The organism is Ignavibacteriota bacterium, assembly GCA_016212665.1.
Classification (GTDB): domain Bacteria; phylum Bacteroidota; class Ignavibacteria; order UBA10030; family SZUA-254; genus FW602-bin19.
Genome location: JACREZ010000040.1, coordinates 63,878 through 82,974 on the forward strand (window position 1 = coordinate 63,878; position 19,097 = coordinate 82,974).

At 44.6% G+C, this 19,097-nt stretch carries 18 protein-coding genes; 11 read left to right on the forward strand and 7 right to left on the reverse strand.

What is annotated here, in order from left to right:
* Nucleotides 1-159: 159 nt before the first annotated feature.
* The gene (locus HY960_14450; protein MBI5216951.1) at nt 160-858 is read left to right on the forward strand and encodes a pseudouridine synthase; all 699 of its coding nucleotides are present in this window, start codon (nt 160-162) and stop codon (nt 856-858) included.
* Here the strand turns inward: HY960_14450 and HY960_14455 are convergent.
* Nucleotides 806-1,327: a DUF1572 family protein gene (locus HY960_14455; GenBank protein ID MBI5216952.1), complete on the reverse strand. Its 522-nt coding sequence runs from the start codon at nt 1,325-1,327 to the stop codon at nt 806-808. The genes HY960_14450 and HY960_14455 overlap by 53 nt on opposite strands.
* Nucleotides 1,328-1,337: 10 nt before the next feature.
* Nucleotides 1,338-2,084 carry an urease accessory protein UreH gene (locus HY960_14460; GenBank protein ID MBI5216953.1) on the reverse strand — a complete coding sequence of 249 codons (747 nt, stop codon included), beginning with the start codon at nt 2,082-2,084 and terminating at the stop codon, nt 1,338-1,340.
* Between HY960_14460 and HY960_14465 the strand changes: the two genes are divergently transcribed.
* Genes HY960_14465 through HY960_14475 form a run of 3 tightly spaced genes read left to right on the forward strand, consistent with a single transcriptional unit; the run spans nt 2,069 to nt 4,879 of the window.
* Complete coding sequence (locus tag HY960_14465; protein MBI5216954.1) at nt 2,069-3,019, forward strand: RNA methyltransferase; 951 nt, start codon at nt 2,069-2,071, stop codon at nt 3,017-3,019. The genes HY960_14460 and HY960_14465 overlap by 16 nt on opposite strands.
* A gap of 37 nt (nt 3,020-3,056) precedes the next feature.
* Nucleotides 3,057-3,602 carry a CoA pyrophosphatase gene (locus tag HY960_14470; GenBank protein MBI5216955.1) on the forward strand — a complete coding sequence of 182 codons (546 nt, stop codon included), beginning with the start codon at nt 3,057-3,059 and terminating at the stop codon, nt 3,600-3,602.
* Nucleotides 3,599-4,879 (forward strand): aminotransferase class V-fold PLP-dependent enzyme, encoded by a 1,281-nt coding sequence (locus HY960_14475; protein ID MBI5216956.1) that lies wholly within the window; start codon nt 3,599-3,601, stop codon nt 4,877-4,879. The genes HY960_14470 and HY960_14475 overlap by 4 nt, the downstream gene beginning before the upstream one ends.
* Nucleotides 4,880-4,918: 39 nt before the next feature.
* Here HY960_14475 and pdxH read toward each other — a convergent pair whose 3' ends face one another.
* Nucleotides 4,919-5,527 carry a pyridoxamine 5'-phosphate oxidase gene (gene pdxH, locus HY960_14480; GenBank protein MBI5216957.1) on the reverse strand — a complete coding sequence of 203 codons (609 nt, stop codon included), beginning with the start codon at nt 5,525-5,527 and terminating at the stop codon, nt 4,919-4,921.
* A gap of 110 nt (nt 5,528-5,637) precedes the next feature.
* Between pdxH and HY960_14485 the strand changes: the two genes are divergently transcribed.
* From HY960_14485 to HY960_14500, 4 genes are read left to right on the forward strand one after another with little or no spacing between them, the layout of a single operon-like run.
* Nucleotides 5,638-6,780: a DNA recombination protein RmuC gene (locus HY960_14485; protein MBI5216958.1), complete on the forward strand. Its 1,143-nt coding sequence runs from the start codon at nt 5,638-5,640 to the stop codon at nt 6,778-6,780.
* 51 nt (nt 6,781-6,831) lie between these two features.
* The gene (locus HY960_14490; protein ID MBI5216959.1) at nt 6,832-7,464 is read left to right on the forward strand and encodes a threonylcarbamoyl-AMP synthase; all 633 of its coding nucleotides are present in this window, start codon (nt 6,832-6,834) and stop codon (nt 7,462-7,464) included.
* A 9-nt stretch (nt 7,465-7,473) separates the two neighbouring features.
* Nucleotides 7,474-7,914: a hypothetical protein gene (locus tag HY960_14495; GenBank protein ID MBI5216960.1), complete on the forward strand. Its 441-nt coding sequence runs from the start codon at nt 7,474-7,476 to the stop codon at nt 7,912-7,914.
* A gap of 7 nt (nt 7,915-7,921) precedes the next feature.
* A complete protein-coding gene (locus HY960_14500) occupies nt 7,922-8,113 on the forward strand; it encodes a hypothetical protein (protein MBI5216961.1) in 192 nt (63 codons plus the stop codon).
* Between the two features lie 45 nt (nt 8,114-8,158).
* Here HY960_14500 and HY960_14505 read toward each other — a convergent pair whose 3' ends face one another.
* The 3 genes from HY960_14505 to HY960_14515 are packed head-to-tail and all read right to left on the reverse strand — an operon-like array spanning nt 8,159 to nt 9,727.
* On the reverse strand, nt 8,159-9,166 hold the full coding sequence (locus tag HY960_14505) for a HipA domain-containing protein (protein MBI5216962.1): 1,008 nt from the start codon (nt 9,164-9,166) through the stop codon (nt 8,159-8,161).
* Nucleotides 9,163-9,492 carry a HipA N-terminal domain-containing protein gene (locus HY960_14510; GenBank protein ID MBI5216963.1) on the reverse strand — a complete coding sequence of 110 codons (330 nt, stop codon included), beginning with the start codon at nt 9,490-9,492 and terminating at the stop codon, nt 9,163-9,165. Before HY960_14510 ends, HY960_14505 begins: the two co-directional genes overlap by 4 nt.
* A 4-nt stretch (nt 9,493-9,496) precedes the next feature.
* Entirely contained in the window at nt 9,497-9,727 is a 231-nt protein-coding gene (locus tag HY960_14515; GenBank protein ID MBI5216964.1) for a helix-turn-helix transcriptional regulator, read from the reverse strand.
* Between the two features lie 456 nt (nt 9,728-10,183).
* Here HY960_14515 and HY960_14520 point away from each other — a divergent pair, with 456 nt between their 5' ends.
* The 3 genes from HY960_14520 (at nt 10,184) to HY960_14530 (ending at nt 15,646) form a co-directional block, all read left to right on the forward strand.
* Entirely contained in the window at nt 10,184-12,811 is a 2,628-nt protein-coding gene (locus tag HY960_14520) for a T9SS type A sorting domain-containing protein (GenBank protein ID MBI5216965.1), read from the forward strand.
* Nucleotides 12,812-12,924: 113 nt separating this feature from the next.
* Nucleotides 12,925-14,016, forward strand: coding sequence for an ATP-dependent 6-phosphofructokinase (locus HY960_14525; protein MBI5216966.1), 1,092 nt, complete (start codon nt 12,925-12,927; stop codon nt 14,014-14,016).
* A gap of 94 nt (nt 14,017-14,110) precedes the next feature.
* Nucleotides 14,111-15,646 carry an N-acetylmuramoyl-L-alanine amidase gene (locus tag HY960_14530; GenBank protein ID MBI5216967.1) on the forward strand — a complete coding sequence of 512 codons (1,536 nt, stop codon included), beginning with the start codon at nt 14,111-14,113 and terminating at the stop codon, nt 15,644-15,646.
* Nucleotides 15,647-15,663: 17 nt separating this feature from the next.
* On the opposite strand, the gene HY960_14535 is transcribed toward HY960_14530, so the two are convergent.
* The gene (locus tag HY960_14535) at nt 15,664-19,029 is read right to left on the reverse strand and encodes a choice-of-anchor B family protein (GenBank protein ID MBI5216968.1); all 3,366 of its coding nucleotides are present in this window, start codon (nt 19,027-19,029) and stop codon (nt 15,664-15,666) included.
* Nucleotides 19,030-19,097 lie beyond the last annotated feature (68 nt).

Consider the following 19,097-nt stretch of genomic DNA (forward strand, 5'->3'; position numbering starts at 1 on the left):
AATGTTGCATCATCTTCGAAGCCCCCGAAGCACAGCTTCAACATTCAGAGTCGGTTACGTTATTCCACTATATATTTCGCGTTGCGGTGCGTTGGATGAGACGGACATTCACTAGCGTTGCCGCAATTTCTACATTCAATAAACTCATAAAATTTGACAATGCCTGTGCGAAAACTCACAAAACAAAGTGGCTCACGACGAACCTCACACGTTCACGATTCAGCTACGCATCTCAGCAAACGAAACCAACCGAATCGTTTCAGATACATTGTATTTTTCAAACCGTATGGAGTTCTATGTCAATTCACCGATGAAGAGGGGAGAAAAACTTTTTCTGATTTCGGACCGTTTCCACCCGATGTGTATGCGGCAGGCAGACTTGATTTTGACAGCGAGGGATTAGTTCTATTGACAAACGATGGGACAATGAAACATCGTTTACTCGAACCAAAATTTCACCACCCGCGAACATATATGGTGCAAATCGAGCGAATTCCCGATGAAACTGTCTTGACTCAATTAAAAGGTGGGGTTGTAATTGAAGGGAAGAAAACGCTTCCTGCTATTGTGAAATTATTATCGGAAGAACCAAACCTGCCGGAGCGCCCTGTTCCAATCCGGTTCAGAAAAACTGTTCCGACTGCTTGGTTGGAGATAACATTGAAAGAAGGAAGAAATCGTCAGGTTAGAAAGATGACTGCCGCGGTTGGTCATCCGGCGTTGCGTTTGGTGCGAATCAAAATTGCTAATCTCACGATTGGAAAGTTAGTTCCCGGTCAGCATCGCGAAGTGAGCGTAGCGGAACTTACGGAGTTGAAGAAGATTCTTTATCAGGGAAGTACGTCGGGAAAAAATTAACGATGCCGCCTTTCCTCAACTTCGTGATATACACAATCTGTGCTGTGTGTTGAGCAAAATGTTCTACAACGTGAGAGATAGCATCGAGATACGTGAGGTCATAGCGTTGGATGTGTTTCACCTCAAGAAACTTCGCAACATCAAATCGTTCAAGAACTTTGTCGGTTTCAAGAAGCGTCTCTTGCATCTTCGTGAGGAGTGTTGATTTGGGAAGCGGTCCCCGTTCAGAAAATTCAACGTCGCGAACGCGTTTGTCCTCCGCGCCTCCTATTCCGTGAATAATCCACTGTCGCACGTTGCCGCAAAGATGAAGCAGAAGATTGCCAATGCTGTTGCTTTCCTCATTCGGACGCCACCACACATCTTCTTCCGAAAGTTCTTCGAGACATTTCTGAATGCGTGGAAAATATTCTTGCAACAATCTTCGCCGGCAATAGGCGAGATATTCTTGTTCGATTGAAATGGCCATTTGTTATTTGTTAAAGAAATAATCCATCAACGAAAGCAATTTGATACCCGAAGAAAATTCCGAAACAAATACTCAGAATTCCCGAAACTAATCTCACGCCATTATTCAGTTTGTGCGATGCTTTTGCTGAGAGAAAAAAAGGAACACTAATGAGCGCACTCATCATCAACATCCCGAGCATCGAACCAACACCGAACGTTCCGATGTACAACAACCCCATTGCTGTTGAGGGAATCGTTGATAAAATCAGAAGCATCAACGCGCCGCTTCCTGCAAGTCCGTGAACCATCCCGATATACAACGGCTTCTTACTTCCCGCGATCAAACTGAGGCGCGTAAAAAGAGGAAGCTCGTGATGATGTTTCTCTTGTATCTGATTTTCGGAATGGTTGTGAACATGCAAGTGAATGTGTCTGCGCCCTTCATGTTCGTGTTGATGGATGTGAACTGAATCTCCTCGTGCAACTTTTTTGATTGCGATAATGCCAAGAATGATAAGCATGAGCGCAACAACAAATTCCATAACATGAGAAAATGTTTCGGGAAGTTGAATATCAAACAGAAGAATGACAAGTCCGACGGCAAGAAGTGAAGCAGTGTGCCCGATTCCCCACAGCGCACCGACAAGCGATGAACTCAGCATGTTTTTTCGCTCACTGACTATTGCCGCGACCGCGACGAGATGGTCGGTATCAAGCGCGTGCTTGACGCCAAGTCCGAAGCCGAGAGCGAGAATGGAAAATGTTTCTGTTGCCATTATTGTTGATTCGATTGCGAACCAATATACAAACATCGGAATTGAGAGAAAAGAAATTGCTTCTCTCATCCGAATACTGTACTTTTCTACCCGTGAAAGAAACGAACATACAATCGGTCAACTCATTGGATTTGCCTGAGTTGCAACCGTACAGAACGCTCCGCCGTCCGCTTGAACATATTCAACAGGGAATTTTCGTCGCGGAAGGAGAAAAAGTTGTGAGACGTTTACTCGCCTCCAATCTCTCCATTATTTCATTATTGATGACTCCCGAATGGCTCGATGCATTATCAACCGACTCACAACTAACTACTCACCATTCACCAATCACTGTTTACCTTGCTGACCACAAACTTGTCGAGACCATCGTCGGCTACAATCTCCACCAAGGTATCATGGCGGTTGCGAGAGTTCCTGAAAATCCGACGCTCGAATCATTAATGAATACAATCCCGTCACCGTTTCTCCTCGTCGCGCTCGACGGACTTGTTAACTCGGAAAACATCGGCGTCATTGTAAGAAACTGCGCAGCGTTCGGAGTTCAGGGAATCATCGTCGGTGAAACATCAAGCAGTCCGTATTTGCGGCGCGCTGTAAGAAACTCAATGGGAACGGTGTTCAAAATTCCCGTCGTTCATGTTCTTCACTTAGCGGAGACTTTGACAACTCTTCAACAGAAATATTCAACAACAGTTATCGCCGCGCATCCGCATGAACAGTCGTCAATTCATCAAACAGACTTATCTCAAAATACTTGCATTGTGTTCGGACATGAAGGGCTTGGCATCTCGAAAGAAATTCTCGATGTCTGCTCAAAGCATGTTGCAATCCCGATGGAGAATGAAACTGATTCGCTGAACGTTTCAAGTGCGAGCGCTGTGTTTTTATATGAAGCACATAAGCAAAGAGCTAAGGGCGTAGAGTGTAGGGCGTAGAGTGATAAATATTTCTATTGAAAAAATAAAAAAAGCCGTGTCTCAACATCAACGGCAAGTTGCCACAACGTCTACCGAGAACGAAATTATTCGTGCGTCCGTTCTTGTGCCGTTGGTGGTTCTCAACAATGAATTGCATGTATTGCTGACCGTGAGAACGCACGAAGTAGAAACGCACAAAGGACAAATTTCATTCCCCGGCGGCATGTGTGATGAAAAAGATGCGAACGAAACAGAAACGGCGTTGCGTGAAGCGAAAGAAGAAATCGGATTGCCCAAATCTTCTGTTGAAATTCTCGGTATTCTTGATGATTTTGTAACGCCAACCGGCTTTTTGATTACTCCCGTTGTTGGCTACATCCAATCGCTCCCGCTATTGAAACCAAATCCCGAAGAAGTTGCCGAGGTGTTGTTTGTCCCTCCTTCCTTTTTTGCCGATGAACAAAACGGGAGAACAGAAGAGCGAACGGTGAACGGAAAACATTTGAAAGTTTGGTTTTTCGATTATCAACAGCATGCTATTTGGGGGGCGACCGCGGGAATAATCAAACATTTTCTCAACATTATTCAAGATAAGCCATGAACACAACTCGAAGGACATTCGTAAAGAAGGTTGTCGGTGGAATTTCCGGCAGTCTTCTCCTCTCCAATCTTTTTGATTCATCACAGGCGTTTTCCTTTCCTGAAATTGGTCAGGACATCGAACCGGAGAATGAACAGTTTTGGAAACTTGTGCGGGAACAATTTCCTCTTACTCACGAACGAATCTATTTCAATAACGGGACGATTGGACCATCACCGTATATCGTTCGTGAAGCAGTGAAAGCGGCAATTGATGATTTGGACAGGCGGGGCGAGTACGGCGGATGGGAAGTTGCGCGCACAAAACTCGCTGAGTTTGTTCGCGTAAAGGAATCGGAAATTTCTCTCACGCACAACACAACCGAAGGAATCAACGTTGTTGTGTGGGGACTTCCTCTCAAACGGGGCGACGAGGTGATTCTTACAACGCACGAACATGTCGGCAACGCATTGCCGTGGCTTAACCGTTCGAAGGTTGACGGCATCGTCATCAAAACATTTCAACCCGCACAAACTGTTTCGGAAAATCTTAACCGCATCAACGATTTGCTCACGAAGAAAACCCGCGTCATCGCGATTCCACACATTACCTGCACCACCGGACAAGTTTTTCCGGCAAAAGAAATTTCTCAACTCGGACACGACAAAGGATTGTTCGTCTGTTTCGATGGAGCGCACGGGCCGGGGATGACGAATCTGAACCTTGCGGAAATTGGTTGCGACACATATTCGGCGTGCAGTCATAAATGGCTTTGCGGACCGAAAGGAACCGGATTTTTGTATGTGAGAGAAGGATTGCTCGAAACTCTTCAACCGAAATTCGTCGGCGGTTACACCGACCTCGGATGGGATTTGACGACGAACCCGATTGAGTTCAAAGGATTTGTTCCAACCGCGCATCGGTACGATTACGGAACACAGAATGCTGCGCTGTACATCGGTGTTGCTTCTGCTGTGGATTTCTTTTCCAAGATTGGAGTAGAGAATATTGTCCGACGCGGAAACTCCCTCGCTTCAACTCTTCAACAAAAACTTCTTGAACTTGGGGACAAGATTGAAATGCTTACACCAACAGAAGAACAATCACGCGGTTCGATGATTGGTTTTTGTTTGAAAAATATCCCGTACGACAAATTCGGAGAACACGCATCGAAGAAAGGATTTCGTATTCGCCTTGTTCCGGAAAGTCATTTGAATTCGATTCGCGTGTCAACACATCTTTATAATAATTTCGATGAAGTGGAGAGGTTTGTGGAAGCGGTGAAGGAAGTCGCTTAACTTCGATATGAGATTTGGGATATATGCCCGCGAATCAAACTACGGTGCAAGCCGTTGTATTTTCCACTCTCCACTCTCTTGCAAAACACATTCAACTCTGTCATGCAAACGCCCTTCACGTCCCTGCCAAAACTCCATTCGATTTGGTTTGACGAGATAGCCGCCCCAATGTTCAGGACGAGAAACTGCTGCTCCTTCAAATTTCTTTTCCGCTTCTGAGTACAATCGTTCTAATTCTTCCCTGCTTGAAACGACTTCGCTTTGCGCGGAGATGAATGCACTCAATTGACTGTTTCTTGGTCGCGTCTGAAAATACGCGTCTGAATGTTCAGCAGAAACTTTTTCCACCGTTCCTTCGATTCTCACTTGCCGTTCCAACGGCTGCCAATAAAACAATAACGCAACATTCGGATTTTGTTCAAGTTCTTTTCCTTTCCTGCTGTTATAGTTGGTGAAGAACATAAATCCATGTTCGTTCACTTCTTTCAACAACACCATCCGCGACGATGGTTTTCCGTCTATTGAAACGGTTGCGAGCGACATCGCTTCGGGCATGGCGATGCCGGATGTTTGTGCTTCTTCAAACCAATTCTTGAATTGCTGAATCGGATTCGGATGAATAGTTGTTGTATCGAGGGAGTGGTTCATTGTTTAACTTCTTATTATAGTGGATGTTATCAAAACAAATCTATGATTGAATCATGCCAATGGCAATATATCAAATAAGAAAATAAATCAAGAAAAACTGAACAACTCTCTTGACCGTTTCCCAAATTTTTCTTAGGTTCAATCAGTCGAACGGATTCATCATTTCCCGCTCGCGAAAACTACGAATGGATGTGTTGACGTTAATATTGCTCGGGGCGGTTGTCATTCTTGTTGTTATTCTCCTTTCGCGGAAACCCACTCCAGCGCAAACAGATTATTCCCAAACTCTTCAACTTATGCAACAACAGGTCGAAGCGTTGCGCGGCGACATGCGAACAAGTTTACAGCATGTTTCGGAAAATCTTAATCAACAACTCAACAGTGTTACGCAACAACTGCAAACGCAAACCACTTCCGTCGGCAGCCGTCTCGATAATGCGACGCGGGTGATAGGCGATGTTCAGAAAAATCTCGGGCAACTCGGACAGGCGACGCAGGAGATTAAAGAGTTGGGACAAAGCGTTTCCAAGTTGGAAGAACTGCTTCGCGCTCCGAAACTTCGCGGCGGTTTGGGCGAATTGCTTCTCGAAGATTTGCTGAAACAGGTGTTACCGTCGGAACATTTTGAAATGCAATACAAATTCAAAAACGGACAGACGGTTGATGCAATCATTCGGACATCGGAAGGAATCGTTCCGGTGGATTCAAAATTTCCGCTCGAAAATTTCAGAAAATATTATGAAACATCAACCGAAAGCGAGAAGAAACAGTTTCAGAAAACATTTCTCAGCGATGTGAAGAAACATATCGAAGCCATTGCAGGGAAATATATCCTTCCGGATGAAGGAACCTTTCCGTTTGCGTTGATGTATATTCCTGCAGAGAATATTTATTATGAAGTCATCATCAAAGCCGAAGGCGCAGACGTGTATCAACTTGCGTTAAGCAACAATGTTGTGCCGGTTTCGCCGAACAGTTTCTACGCGTACTTACAGGTGATTGCTCTTGGCTTGCGCGGATTAAAAATCGAACAGAGCGCAAAACAGATTTTGAACACACTCGGTCGTTTGCAAGGCGACATCGGAAAAGTGCGCGATGCGTTCGAGACGCTTGGTGCGCATCTCAACAACGCGCACAACAAATACGACGAAGCAGACAAACGGCTTTCACTATTCGAAAACAAATTGGAAGGAATTGCAGAACGAACCAACACCAATGAACAATCAGAATCGAATTACCAATTGTTACGCTGACCGCAGTGCGGTCAGTCGCTCTTTACCAACTACAATTACAAGGAAATTTCTATGTATCTACAAGTTCATCCTGATAATCCTCAAGGTCGCCACATCGAACACGCGGTTGACGTGTTAAAGCATGGCGGCGTCATCATTTATCCGACCGATACCGTGTATGGCATCGGCTGTAGCATTTACAGCACTCATGCAATTGAGCGGATTTATCAAATCAAACAACAAGACCCGGCGAAGCCGTTCAGTTTTGTCTGTTCCGATTTGAGCCACATCAGCGAGTATGCGAAAGTATCGAACCCCGCGTTCCGGTTGATGAAGCATCTCGTGCCGGGACCGTTCACGTTTGTACTTCCAGCAAGCCGGCTGAAACAACTTCCGAAATCGCTCATCAGCAAACGAAAGACGGTCGGCATCCGCGTACCGAACAATAAAATTTGTATCGAGATTGTGAAGCAACTCGGTCATCCGATTCTCAACGCGAGCGTGGACGGCACGAACGAACAACTGCCGAACGACCCGGAACTCATCAAACGCGCGTACGACGAGCGAGTGGATGTAATTCTCGATGGCGGAATAAGCGGGCTCGAACTTTCGACCATTCTGGATTTGACGGAAGACCAACCACTTGTTGTCCGCGAAGGAGCGGGGGACATCAGCAATTTAATCATTACCGAACAAGTGGCGTGAGGAACAACGTTGCGTTTCTTTGACGAAACACCTGCGATGGGAATCCTGCGGAATTGTGTCTATGCAATCATTATCATGGCGCTCTATTCGTTCACGATGATGTTGCTCGGACACTTCGACGCGGGGTTCCTTGCCGCGTATGGTTTGGTCGGAATCGGATTTTCATTTTTCGGGTGGGGAGGCGAGCGGCTTTGGTACGCCACGATTGCAAATTATTTCAATCAACCGCATCGTTGGTACGCCATCCTCTCCCATGTTCCGCTCTGGGGAATGTTTGGCGGTATGAGTTACACGATTGCGCTTCTCATTTCTAAAAATTTTTCTTTATTATTGCTTGATGAAATACCTGTGAAAAATCTGTTCTTCACAGGCGCCGCGATTGGGGCGCTTATTCAATACATTCTGTACCTGCTTGATGTACGAATCAAACAACAAAAAACTATAAACTAAAAACATTATGACAAAAAGCGAACAACATTCGATGGTGGAGTCACTGAGAGAATACTCACACAAGATGAAGGGAAAAGATTACGATGAATTTGAAGTCCTCCGTAAGCGCGACCGCGACGACGAAGACTTCGATTCCATTTCACGAAACAAACTCACCGAGTTGTTTGTGAAGTATGTGCCGGAGAGATTTAGAAGATAACGTTCTCGTTCCTACGGTATGCGGAGTGTGAGAACAAGAACAAGTTTATCCGTTCTCTGTATTCAAATAATTCCTTTTCGTTCGATACATCAACAAATATCCACGTTTGCTTGGTTCATCCAAAAAGGAACGATTTGTCAGCGTTACAACCATGCGTTGTTCCTCCAAGAAAGGAATTAACAATTTTTCAATCCTGCCTTCTGTTACTCCAATACGTTTTCCGAATTCAATAAAATCCGCTTTGGATGGATGTCCGCTCTTACCTCGGTAACGTTTTGCATCGGCAAACAATCCTTTACTCAAAGCAAAATCAGAATCGTCCACATGCAGTCTTGTATTGATTACATCATACGCAGGGCTGAGAAGGTAATCACCTTTCGAGGATTCGAGAAGCGAAATGTTTTTCAAGTGTGCATCTCCGTTCGAGAACAAATAGTTGAACACTACTAACAAGAAAAATTTTTCTATTTCCACGCGCCACGCAGGGACGTATTGTTGTATCAGGAATCCAATCTCTTCGTAACTGAACTCATACTTGAAATTCGCGCCTGCATTATCTTTCGTTTTTCCAGCAAGCGAGGCAAAATCTTCTTTCCCTCGTTTTCTTCCATTATCATCCACATCAAACCGCTTGGTGATGTAAGCGTGTGTGCCATCTTTGAAAAATATCATAGCATTTTCAGCGGTGGTTATTCCATACACTTGCTTTGCGATTTGCATGGTCAGATGTTCGTTTGCCGGGACCTGAGTAACATTCTTCAAATCTCTCGGAATCGGTTTCAGGATGTATGTTCCTTGTTCGCCTTCGTTCGTCAACCGCAACACATTTTTCTCTAAGATGAAACTCAACTTTTCCTGAACGCCTGAGATAGAGATGCGTTTACGATTATCTCTGAACTGCTCAGCCACCTCTTCGTTTTGTTCCGGCGCGTCGTAGGGCAATACATGGCTTACTTTCTTCCCATGAAAGAGATTCCGCAAACAACCCGGACTGTAGGTAGAAAATCCTTCTGCCAATGTTCCGGGACAATATGGTATCTGCACTCCGCTCATTGCATCGCAATCGGTTTTACCGTAACGGCTCCGATTGTATCGTATTGTGCCGTTGCCATCAGCAGACCAAAATTATCTTCTTCATCAATTTTCAGATGTGTACATTGCAATTTCCTGTTCACCCCCTCGCTCAACATGTTGAAGAAATACGGAAACAAAATTTCGCTCCGGTATTCCTGTTGAGTCTTTGGAAGCGTTACACTGATTGCCGGTTTGCTGTTGTCGTTGAAGTAGGCATCATCATAGCGGAAAACAAAATGATGCCGGTCGTCCTCCGCCAGAATACCTGCAAATATTCCGTTGCGATATACGTTTGCCTGTCTCATGGAATTACAGTTTTCCCGCTTTCCCCGCAGGCAGATTCATGACTTCAAGTTTCAATTCCATGCCGAGCACTTCTGCTAATTTGTTCAAGACATCTAACGAAGGATTGCCCTGACCTCTCTCCAATTTATACAACGTGTTCGTGCTGATGTTGGCTAACTCTGCAAGATGCGGCTGAGTGATTCCAAGTTCTTTTCTCCGGCGCTTTATCGTTTCACCGATATATTTGGCTAACATTATAGTGTGATTTTTTGAGCAAATGTAATAAGAAAAGCCTGACTTTGCAAGTAAAATCACAGTATAGTGTGATTTAATTACCGTGGGGAAGCGGTTAATATGTTACGCTTAAAAAGAATGTTGAGGGGGAAGAGGAATAATATTAGGTCGAATTTGAAGTCCTCCGCAAGCGAAACAGCGACGACGAAGACTTCGATTCCATTTCACGCAACAAACTCACCGAGTTGTTTGTGAAGTACGTGCCTGAGAGATTCGGGCGATAAATTTACTTCAAAAAGACTGGCTCCTGCTAATACTGATTTTTCAATCAGGAATTCTGTAATTAATGGTCTTTACATACGGGAGATTACCTGAGACGAAACAAGTGTGGTTAAGATGAAGCGAATGGTTGATTTTTGTCAAGTAAAGTAGTAACTTCTCTCAAAATGAACGCTTCACTTTTTTGCTAAAGATATTATGAAAAAGATTCTAAGCATCATATGTTTCTTTGTTTTTACTTGGTTGCCTTCTAACGGACAAGAATGGGAATGGCAGTATCCAAAACCGCAGGGAAATTGGCTCAACAGTGTTTGGGTTTTCGATTCAAATAATGTAGTAACTGTAGGAGGGAACGGAACGGTATTGAAAACCACGGATAAAGGAGTAACTTGGAGAATTCTTTACCAAATAGATAGTGCTTCTGCTAACCTAACATCGCTTCAATTCATTAATCGGTGTGTAGGATGGTGCGTAGGAGGTAAGTCATTATTCCAAACATCAGATGGAGGACAAACATGGTTTCGCCATACAAATAATTTCGGCATTAATCTATCCTCTGTGTTTTTTATTGATGATATTCACGGATGGGTGTCAGGAGAAAATACCGTATGGCGCACTATAAATGGTGGTGTGACATGGGATTCGAGTATAATTTCAGATTATTACACTATCTCGTCAATCTACTTTGTTAACGAACGATTGGGATGGGTGGCATTACAGACAAAAGTTTATAAAACAACCAATGGAGGTTCTACATGGTTTCTCTCATTGAGTAGTAACGATGATTATGATTATTCCGTGTTCTTTGCTGACAGTTTGCATGGATGGGTAGGTGGTAAACGAGGGCAATGGTTTGCTGCTCATTTATTAACCACTGATGGTGGTACAAGCTGGATTGATCGTTCATGGGATGAGGTTATCTATGATCGTCTTCAGTCAATACAATTTGTTAATTCTATGCATGGATGGGCAATGGCGTCGAATTATCTCTATGAATCTGTTGATGGTGGTTGGACGTGGGATTCTGTGGCTTCGATCGGTTCACTGAGTTCCCTCCATGTCACACGGGATGGATCTCATCTATGGGCAGTGGGTGGCCAAGGGTTTATTACCTCCTCAACAAATGGTGGTATCGAGTGGAACAATATTTCAAGTCATGCTGGTAGTTCGTTCGATGTAAAATTTTGTAATCCGTTAGTTGGGTGGGCGGTTGGTGGTGGGATACTGAAAACAACTAATGGTGGAAAAGAATGGTTTCCACAATATCAACCCGGCGGTACATTACATTCACTCTTTGTCCTTGATACACTTACTGCATGGTGTGTTGGTGAAGAATGGTCTGTGGTTTATCATACGACTGATGGGGGCGAACAATGGACAAAACAGTATGCTCCACAAAATTTTCGTGGCTGGTACAAGGTCTTTTTTCTTAATAAGAATCTTGGTTGGCTCGCTGGAAGATTTGGTTCGTATGCAAAAACAACCGATGGAGGAAATCAATGGATAGCGATTAATTCAGGAACCCCGGATGATTTAGGCTCGGTTTTTTTTCTTGATTCTTTGAATGGGTGGCTGGTAGGAAATGGAGGAAGTATTATGAAATCAACTGACGGCGGAATGACATGGACTGAAGTATCTACGGTCGCTTTTCCGCATCAGTTGTCAGATATCTCCTTTACATCAAATCAAATTGGATGGGTTTCAGGAACAAGTACTCTCTTGAAAACGACTAATGGTGGAGTAAGTTGGTTTGACATCAATTCACTTCACATTACATCTTGGCAACATAAATTTCTCAGTGATGATGTCGGTTGGGCTGTTGGTCCGCAAGGTATTATTGCTACTGTTGACGGTGGAAAAAAATGGCAGTTTCTTCCGAATTCACCAAGCGGCTATGGCGTTGATATTTTCGATAGTGTTTCTATCTGGGTTGCTTGTGGTGCAGGCATTCTTCATACACCTGCGTCATCAGTAATCCAACCGCCCTATGTACAATGTTTCATACCCGGTCGCGGAGTACTTTTTTCAACAGGATGGAATTTGATATCGTTACCATTGGAAACCTCTGAAAGAAACCCGTCAATTGTTTTTCCTAATATCTCATCAAAAGCATATCGGTACAATAAGGGTTACCAAATAACGGACACGCTGGAAATTGGAAAAGGGTATTGGGTAAAATCACAGGATGAACGTTTTCATTTTTTACACGGAGATAGTATGGAATCTGTTATGGTAGAGTTGTCCCAAGGATGGAATCTGATAGGAGGAATTACACAACAGATAAATGTCAGTAATGTAATTCAAGATTCGGCTGACCTTATCATATCTCCATTTTATGAATACACGTCTGGCACGTATCAACTATCGAACGTACTTTCTCCAGGAAAAGGTTATTGGATAAAGACTCAAAGAAATGGATCTATCACGCTCGCTTCTGATACAGGTTCGATCTTACTACAATCATTGGTCCGTTATCTTCCGATTAATCCGCTGAGTTTTCATGAATTACCCCCATCACCACCATGGCAAATAGAAGATTTTCCTTCACCGCCTGAGATTACAGTTGCATTAAGGCTTGAGCAAAGTTACCCCAATCCATTCAACTCTTTGACAGAAATTAAATACACTCTTGCTAAAGAAATGTATGTTACGTTGAAGGTGTATAATGTATTGGGAGAAGAAATCATTACTCTCGTTGAGGGAGTAGTAAGTGCAGGAGATAAGCATGTACAATGGGATGCATCTCATGTTCCAAGCGGGATCTATTTTTACAAACTCACATCAGGTATATCTTTTGATGTAAAAAAGGCAGTTATCTTGAAATAGTAACCTACACAATTCTTTGTATAACTTTCCTATTTTATAGTATCGGATTAAAGATCAAAGAAATTTCTTACATTCTTCCTCATTCATTTGTTTGATTTCAGAAAAGGAAACCTATGCCCAAAACATTGAAACGAGTCGGAATTCTCACCGGTGGCGGAGACTGCCCCGGACTCAACGCCGTCATCCGAAGCATCGCCAAACCGGCGATGTCGTTCTTCAATGCAAAAGTCATCGGTATCGTGGATGGCTTCGAAGGATTTGTCGAAGGAAAAATGCGTGAGTTGACAAAACTCGACATTCTCGGAATTGTCAATCTCGGCGGAACAATTCTCGGCACATCGAACAAAGGCGACCCGTTCCACTATCCCGTCGAAGGACCGAAAGGAATTACCACGCTCGATTACTCGGAACACGCGCTCATCAATTATCAGAAATGGGAACTCGATGCGCTCTTTGCCATCGGCGGCGACGGGACGATGAACATCGCATACAAATTTTCCAAGATGGGAATGAACATCATCGGCGTTCCGAAAACAATTGATAACGACCTCGAAGCAACCGACGTAACGTTCGGGTACGATTCCGCTCTTTCGATTGCTACGGAAGCGATTGACCGTCTCCACACTACCGCGTCTGCGCATCACCGCGTCATGGTGATTGAAGTGATGGGACGCTACGCAGGATGGATTGCACTCGGCGCAGGACTTGCCGGCGGCGCGGATATTATCCTCATTCCTGAAATTCCATTCAAGTGGGATTCGATTTTTGAAACGGTTCTCAAGCGAAGTAAAGGCGCGCGGTTCAGCATCGTGTGCGTTGCGGAAGGTGCGAAACCGGAAGACGGCCAGATTGTCGTCAAAGAACATGATACAAAGCGAACCGACCCGTTGCGTCTCGGCGGTATCGGCGACCTTGTTGCACGGAAAATCACCGAACATACCGGATTGGAAACACGCACGACTGTGCTTGGTCACTTACAGCGCGGCGGAAGTCCGACAGCATACGATAGAATTCTCGCCACGAAATTCGGTTCGATGGCGTTGCAAGCGGCATCGGAAGGAAAATTCGGACAGATGGTCAGTCTGCGCGGGCGCGATGTTGAATTAGTGAAACTCGAAGATGCCATTAGTCGTCAGCGACTTGTGCCGTTGGATTCGCAGTTGATATTGACAGCGAGAGCGGTGGGAACGAGTTTTGGTGATTAATTGGATTTCGAATTTCGGATTACCAATTGCGGATTTACAATGTAGACTGATAACTTTAGTTTGCTCGATTGTTCTGTTCATTGTATTTTTCCCTTTGTCTCAATTCGTTCAAGCACAGGAAAATCCTAGCTTAGTACAAACAGAAGAAGTGACGTTAATTCCGGGTGGAAACATTCTGCCATCCGGGTTTGCTTCGGAAATACTGTTTGAAGCAATCAACATTCCTATGAACAACGTTGAGCCGTTCTTGTCCATGGCAATAGTGTGGGAGATGAATAACATCGAACAAGACGAAGTAACGCTTTTCATTCGCTCCCACGACGGAGTGAAATGGAGCGAATGGCAAATAGTTCACCGCGATGAAGACGTTGTGTCCTCGACCGAAAATCTTTCGAGTGCATTGCTGTTTCTGGGAAAAGAGACACAGTCAATTCAATGTAAACTTCGTTTCACCATCCCCGTTTCCAATGGTTCATCAACGATAAAAAGTTTGAAGTTCACGTTCATCAACCCGGGAACAACGCCTCAACCAATCAAGCAAACGAATTCTTCACATCGCACTTTCAACGTCGTTCCTTCATTTCTTTCCCGCACTGATTGGTCATGTCCCGAAGGGCAATCATCTCCGCGATGGTCTCCGTTGCAAACTAATGTTACGCATCTCATTGTTCATCATACGGCAGATTCAAATAATCATTCTGATTGGGCGGCAGTTGTCCGTTCGATTTGGGTGTATCATGCAAACACGCTCGGCTGGGGCGACATCGGATACAACTGGTTGATTGACCCGAACGGCGTATTATATCAAGGACGAGCATGGTATGGCGATTCGATTTCAAATATTCGGGGCGGACATTTCTGCGGCATCGCTCCCGACCCGAACGGCATTAACAATAACGAGCAGACGATGGGTGTTTCGCTACTCGGAACGTTTACATCTATCGCACCGACCGATACTGCGTTGGAAATATTACGAAACGTTCTTGCATGGAAAGCATACGAGAGAACAATTGCGCCGTTGGATACTTCGTTTCATTCACCAACCGGGTTGACTATTCCGAACATCAGCGGGCATCGAGTTGGATGCTCGACAGAGTGTCCGGGCGAGAGTCTGTATACGCGGCTTTCTTCTCTTCGCATCGCAGTTGATTCTGTCATAAAAACGTTTCCTGTAACTCTCACCCGAGAAGCAAACGCAGGATGGAATATGTTTTCTTTTCCCGTAGAGTTGAATGATGAAAGCACGATTGATATTCCTGCCGGAACATCTTCCCTTACAAGATATAATTGCAACGGTGGATATTTCGTCGAAGACACTTTGAAATCGGGTAAAGGATATTGGATGAAACTTCCATCGGAAGGAACGGTAAGCGTTTCTGGAATGCCGATGAGAAGTGATACTCTTGAAGTCAACTGCGATTGGAATTTTATCGGGACACTTTCCGAACCAATCTCTGTCGGTTCTGTGCAAACAATCCCCGATGGAATTCTTACTTCTTCTTTTTTCGGATACGCACAGGGAACCGGTTACTTCGCGGCAGATACACTTATGCCGTTTCAGGCATATTGGATAAAAGTGAATCAGCCTGGAAAAATCGTTCTCTTTGCATGGCCTCCCTCTTCGCGTTGACCCATTGACATTCCTGCTTACTTCAAAACGGTCATCCGTTTCACTTCTGTTACGTTCCCCGCTGTTAAGCGATACACGTACACACCGCTCGAAAGTTTATCGGCGAAAAACTCCACGCTCTTCGTTCCAGCGTCCTGCACTTCGTTGACAAGCGTTGCAACTTCCTCTCCAAGAAGATTGAACACCTTCAAGGAGACAAAAGTATTAACCGACAACCGGTAACTGATAACCGTAACCGGATTGAACGGGTTTGGATAATTCTGACCAAGAGAAATCTGTTGAGGAAGTTCAGACGAGTTACCGGTTTCGATGGTCAACGTTCCTTCCGGCCCTGATGAGAGCGAAATGACGGGTAATGTATTGAAATCATATTCATGTATGATTACACCCTGTTTCCGCTCGACAAGTTTGTATGAACCATGTTGGTTGCCCGCCAATGTTAAGTTCAACGGATATTCCGCCGAACGAATTTCGATAGTGGCTTTTGATGTCGCTTCAGAAAGTGATTCCGTATTTCGCTGAGAAGCAAACCGCACATCGAACACGCCCGATGGCGGAATAGGCGGCAATTCATTCATCACTGTTGTTCGTTGACTTGCTTCGGCATCCCGGAGATATAATGTTCGCACTCTGCCTTTGTTATCCTTGAAGTTCAGAGAAGCCTGTCCGTTGTTCTCATCAACAGGCATTGTTTTGGAAGCGATGAGAGAACTGTTCAACACAAGTGAACCGGCTTCTGAGGCTTTCAGCCAATATCCTTTTCCCGGCTGAATCGTTCCGGCAATGGTATAACCCGAATCGGGATGATAGCCGAAAAGTTGTGAGAGTGTCATCGTCGGAGGAATCGGTTCAAGCGTTGATGCAGAGAAGGATGAACTGAGTGAGCCGATGATATTCCACTTTTCTCTCACCGCAATCGTTTCCTGTGATGTTGATAATCCATAAATCGGGAATGTTAATGCAGAAGCATATTTTATCCAGAAACCATTTCCGATGATTGCTGTATCGAGCGTTTCATACCCACCGACATATTTGAATGCTTCTGAAGCCGCACCTGAAAAAATATTGCTGATGAGTTCGTTCTCATACCGTGCAGGAACCGACACAAGATTCCATGACGGCAACACAGAGACTGCAAGCACCGGCATTTCAAATACGGCATTGCTCTGGTCGAGCAATGTTGAATCGGCTGAGTTTTTCAATCGGACCAATGCTGTTGTTGTTCCTTCTCCATCAACCGTCCACAAGTATGAACCGGACGATGCCGGAAGATTCGCAACAATGGTTGCCCACGTCGTTCCGTTATCAACCGAAAGTTCAATCGTAATTGAATCAACAAGTAAACTTGACCATGAAATTGTTTGCTGAGTTCCAATCTGCCAGACCTCTCCTCCGTTGGGAACGAGAAGATGAAGCTGCGGCTGGATTTTAATTATCGTGAAGGTGGCGTCGCTTGTATCGGCAATTGAAGAATTGCTGAGATTTATGATTCGCACCAGCGCTTCGGTCGTATCGGGAACATTCGGCAATTGCCAGTCAATAGTTCCCGTTGATGCTGAAGTATCTGCAATGATAGTCGTCCACGTTCCGCCTGCATCCAAAGAATATTCAATGGTAACGTTACTCACATTTTCATACGACCATGAGATTTGATGCATGCTCTCACTTTCCCAGATTTCTCCGCCATTCGGAACAAGCACGGTAACATTCACTGAAACAAAAATCGTAAATGAAGAACTGCTCAAATCAAGAAGCGTCGTGTCGGAAACATCGCGGACACGAATTCTTCCCTGCGTTGTCGGCGTGTTCGGAACATTCCACGTGTACGTTCCGCCCGATGCCGGAAGGGATGATTGTATGATATTCCATGTCGAACCATCGTCCGTTGAGTAGGAGATTTCCACGCTGTCAACACACGCGGCAGACCAATTGATGTTCACGTTTGATTGCGCTTTCAGCAATTCGCTTCCGTTGGGAGAAGAAAGAGAAAGTGAACGTGTGGTTTTCACAAACGAAAACGTGTCACGTGTTGCAATTTGTGTCGCTTCATCTTTTGTGGTGATGTACCATTTGTATGTTCCGTTCGCCAGTGAAGCAACATTATTCAGAGTGAAGGATGTGTCGGTAGTAAGAACATACATTGTATCAACTCCCGGTCCTTTCAGAGAAAACCAATACGCGTGCGGATCTTTCGCCGGGTCTGCAACTCTTGACCATTTGAAATTAATCGGATTGTTCGAACAGAACGCTTGTTGGTTCGCGGGTTCAAGTAAACTGACCGGGGTGCGCGGAGCGAGATTATTAAACCGAAATACAAACAAGCCGTTCTGCATATCGCCTGCAATCACTTTGCCCGACCAGAAATACGGATAGACAGCCCATACACCATTGTACCCGGGGGCGGGTTCTAACGATGTATCATAATATCCCGCCGTTGTAGGTGAATATGGATTTGAAATGTCAACAACCTGAATACCTGCTGTGTACCATGCTACATAAGCATAATTACCGCGCACAAAAACATTGTGTACGATATCGTCACCTCCAACTCTATATGTTGCAATCGGCGAAGTTGGTGCTGGTGGAATATTTTGCACATCCCAGAACTTCAAATTTTTTACTGAATTGCCGACTTCATCGGTTGTAATGACAAAATTGCCATCGGTTGTTGTCCATGCATTATGCGTTCCGGCATTGCTGTACGTTATTTTTGTAATATGTGTTGGGTTAGCCTTGTTAGTAATGTTTGCTACATTCAATCCGCCCGGGGTATAAATGCTCGCCGAATACAATCGGTTTCCATGCACGTAACTGTCATGCGCATATTCCTGTTGGTATTGACCGACATAGGTTGGCGTATCAACGTTTGCTAGACTAAAAATCAGTACGCCTCCTGGCGACCAATTCGCGCTTCCATTGAGATACATGTATCCATCGAAAATTTCGATGCTGTGATTTCTCAAAATATTTTTCGAGCCACTTGTGTAATTGAATGAGCGAACAAGGTTTGCAGAGTTGGGAAGGTTTTCGAGATTGATGATTTGTACACCACTTCCTCCTTCGCTGACGACATATGCGCGTTGCTTGTAGGTTCGCATCTCACGCCAGATAGAGGATGGTCCGCTGATGTGCGTAATTTCCCGGATTGAATCGGTGCTGGTTATATCGATGATTTGCGTGCCGGTGTACGTCCCGACGATTGCATATTCACGACCGTTCGGAGCGACATACCCCCAACATGCAGAATATGAAATGTTATCTCCCGACGTACCATGCTTTTGGTCAAGATGACCGACGAACGAAAGACCGTTTTGCGAGAAAAGAGAGGAAGTGAAAAGAACAACCAACGAAACAATGATAAAAAGGAGTTGAACGAATTTCATAGCGAGGATAAAACTTTTTGATTACTGAAGAACAAAAATATCAGGTAGAAATAAAACGGCACGGAGTC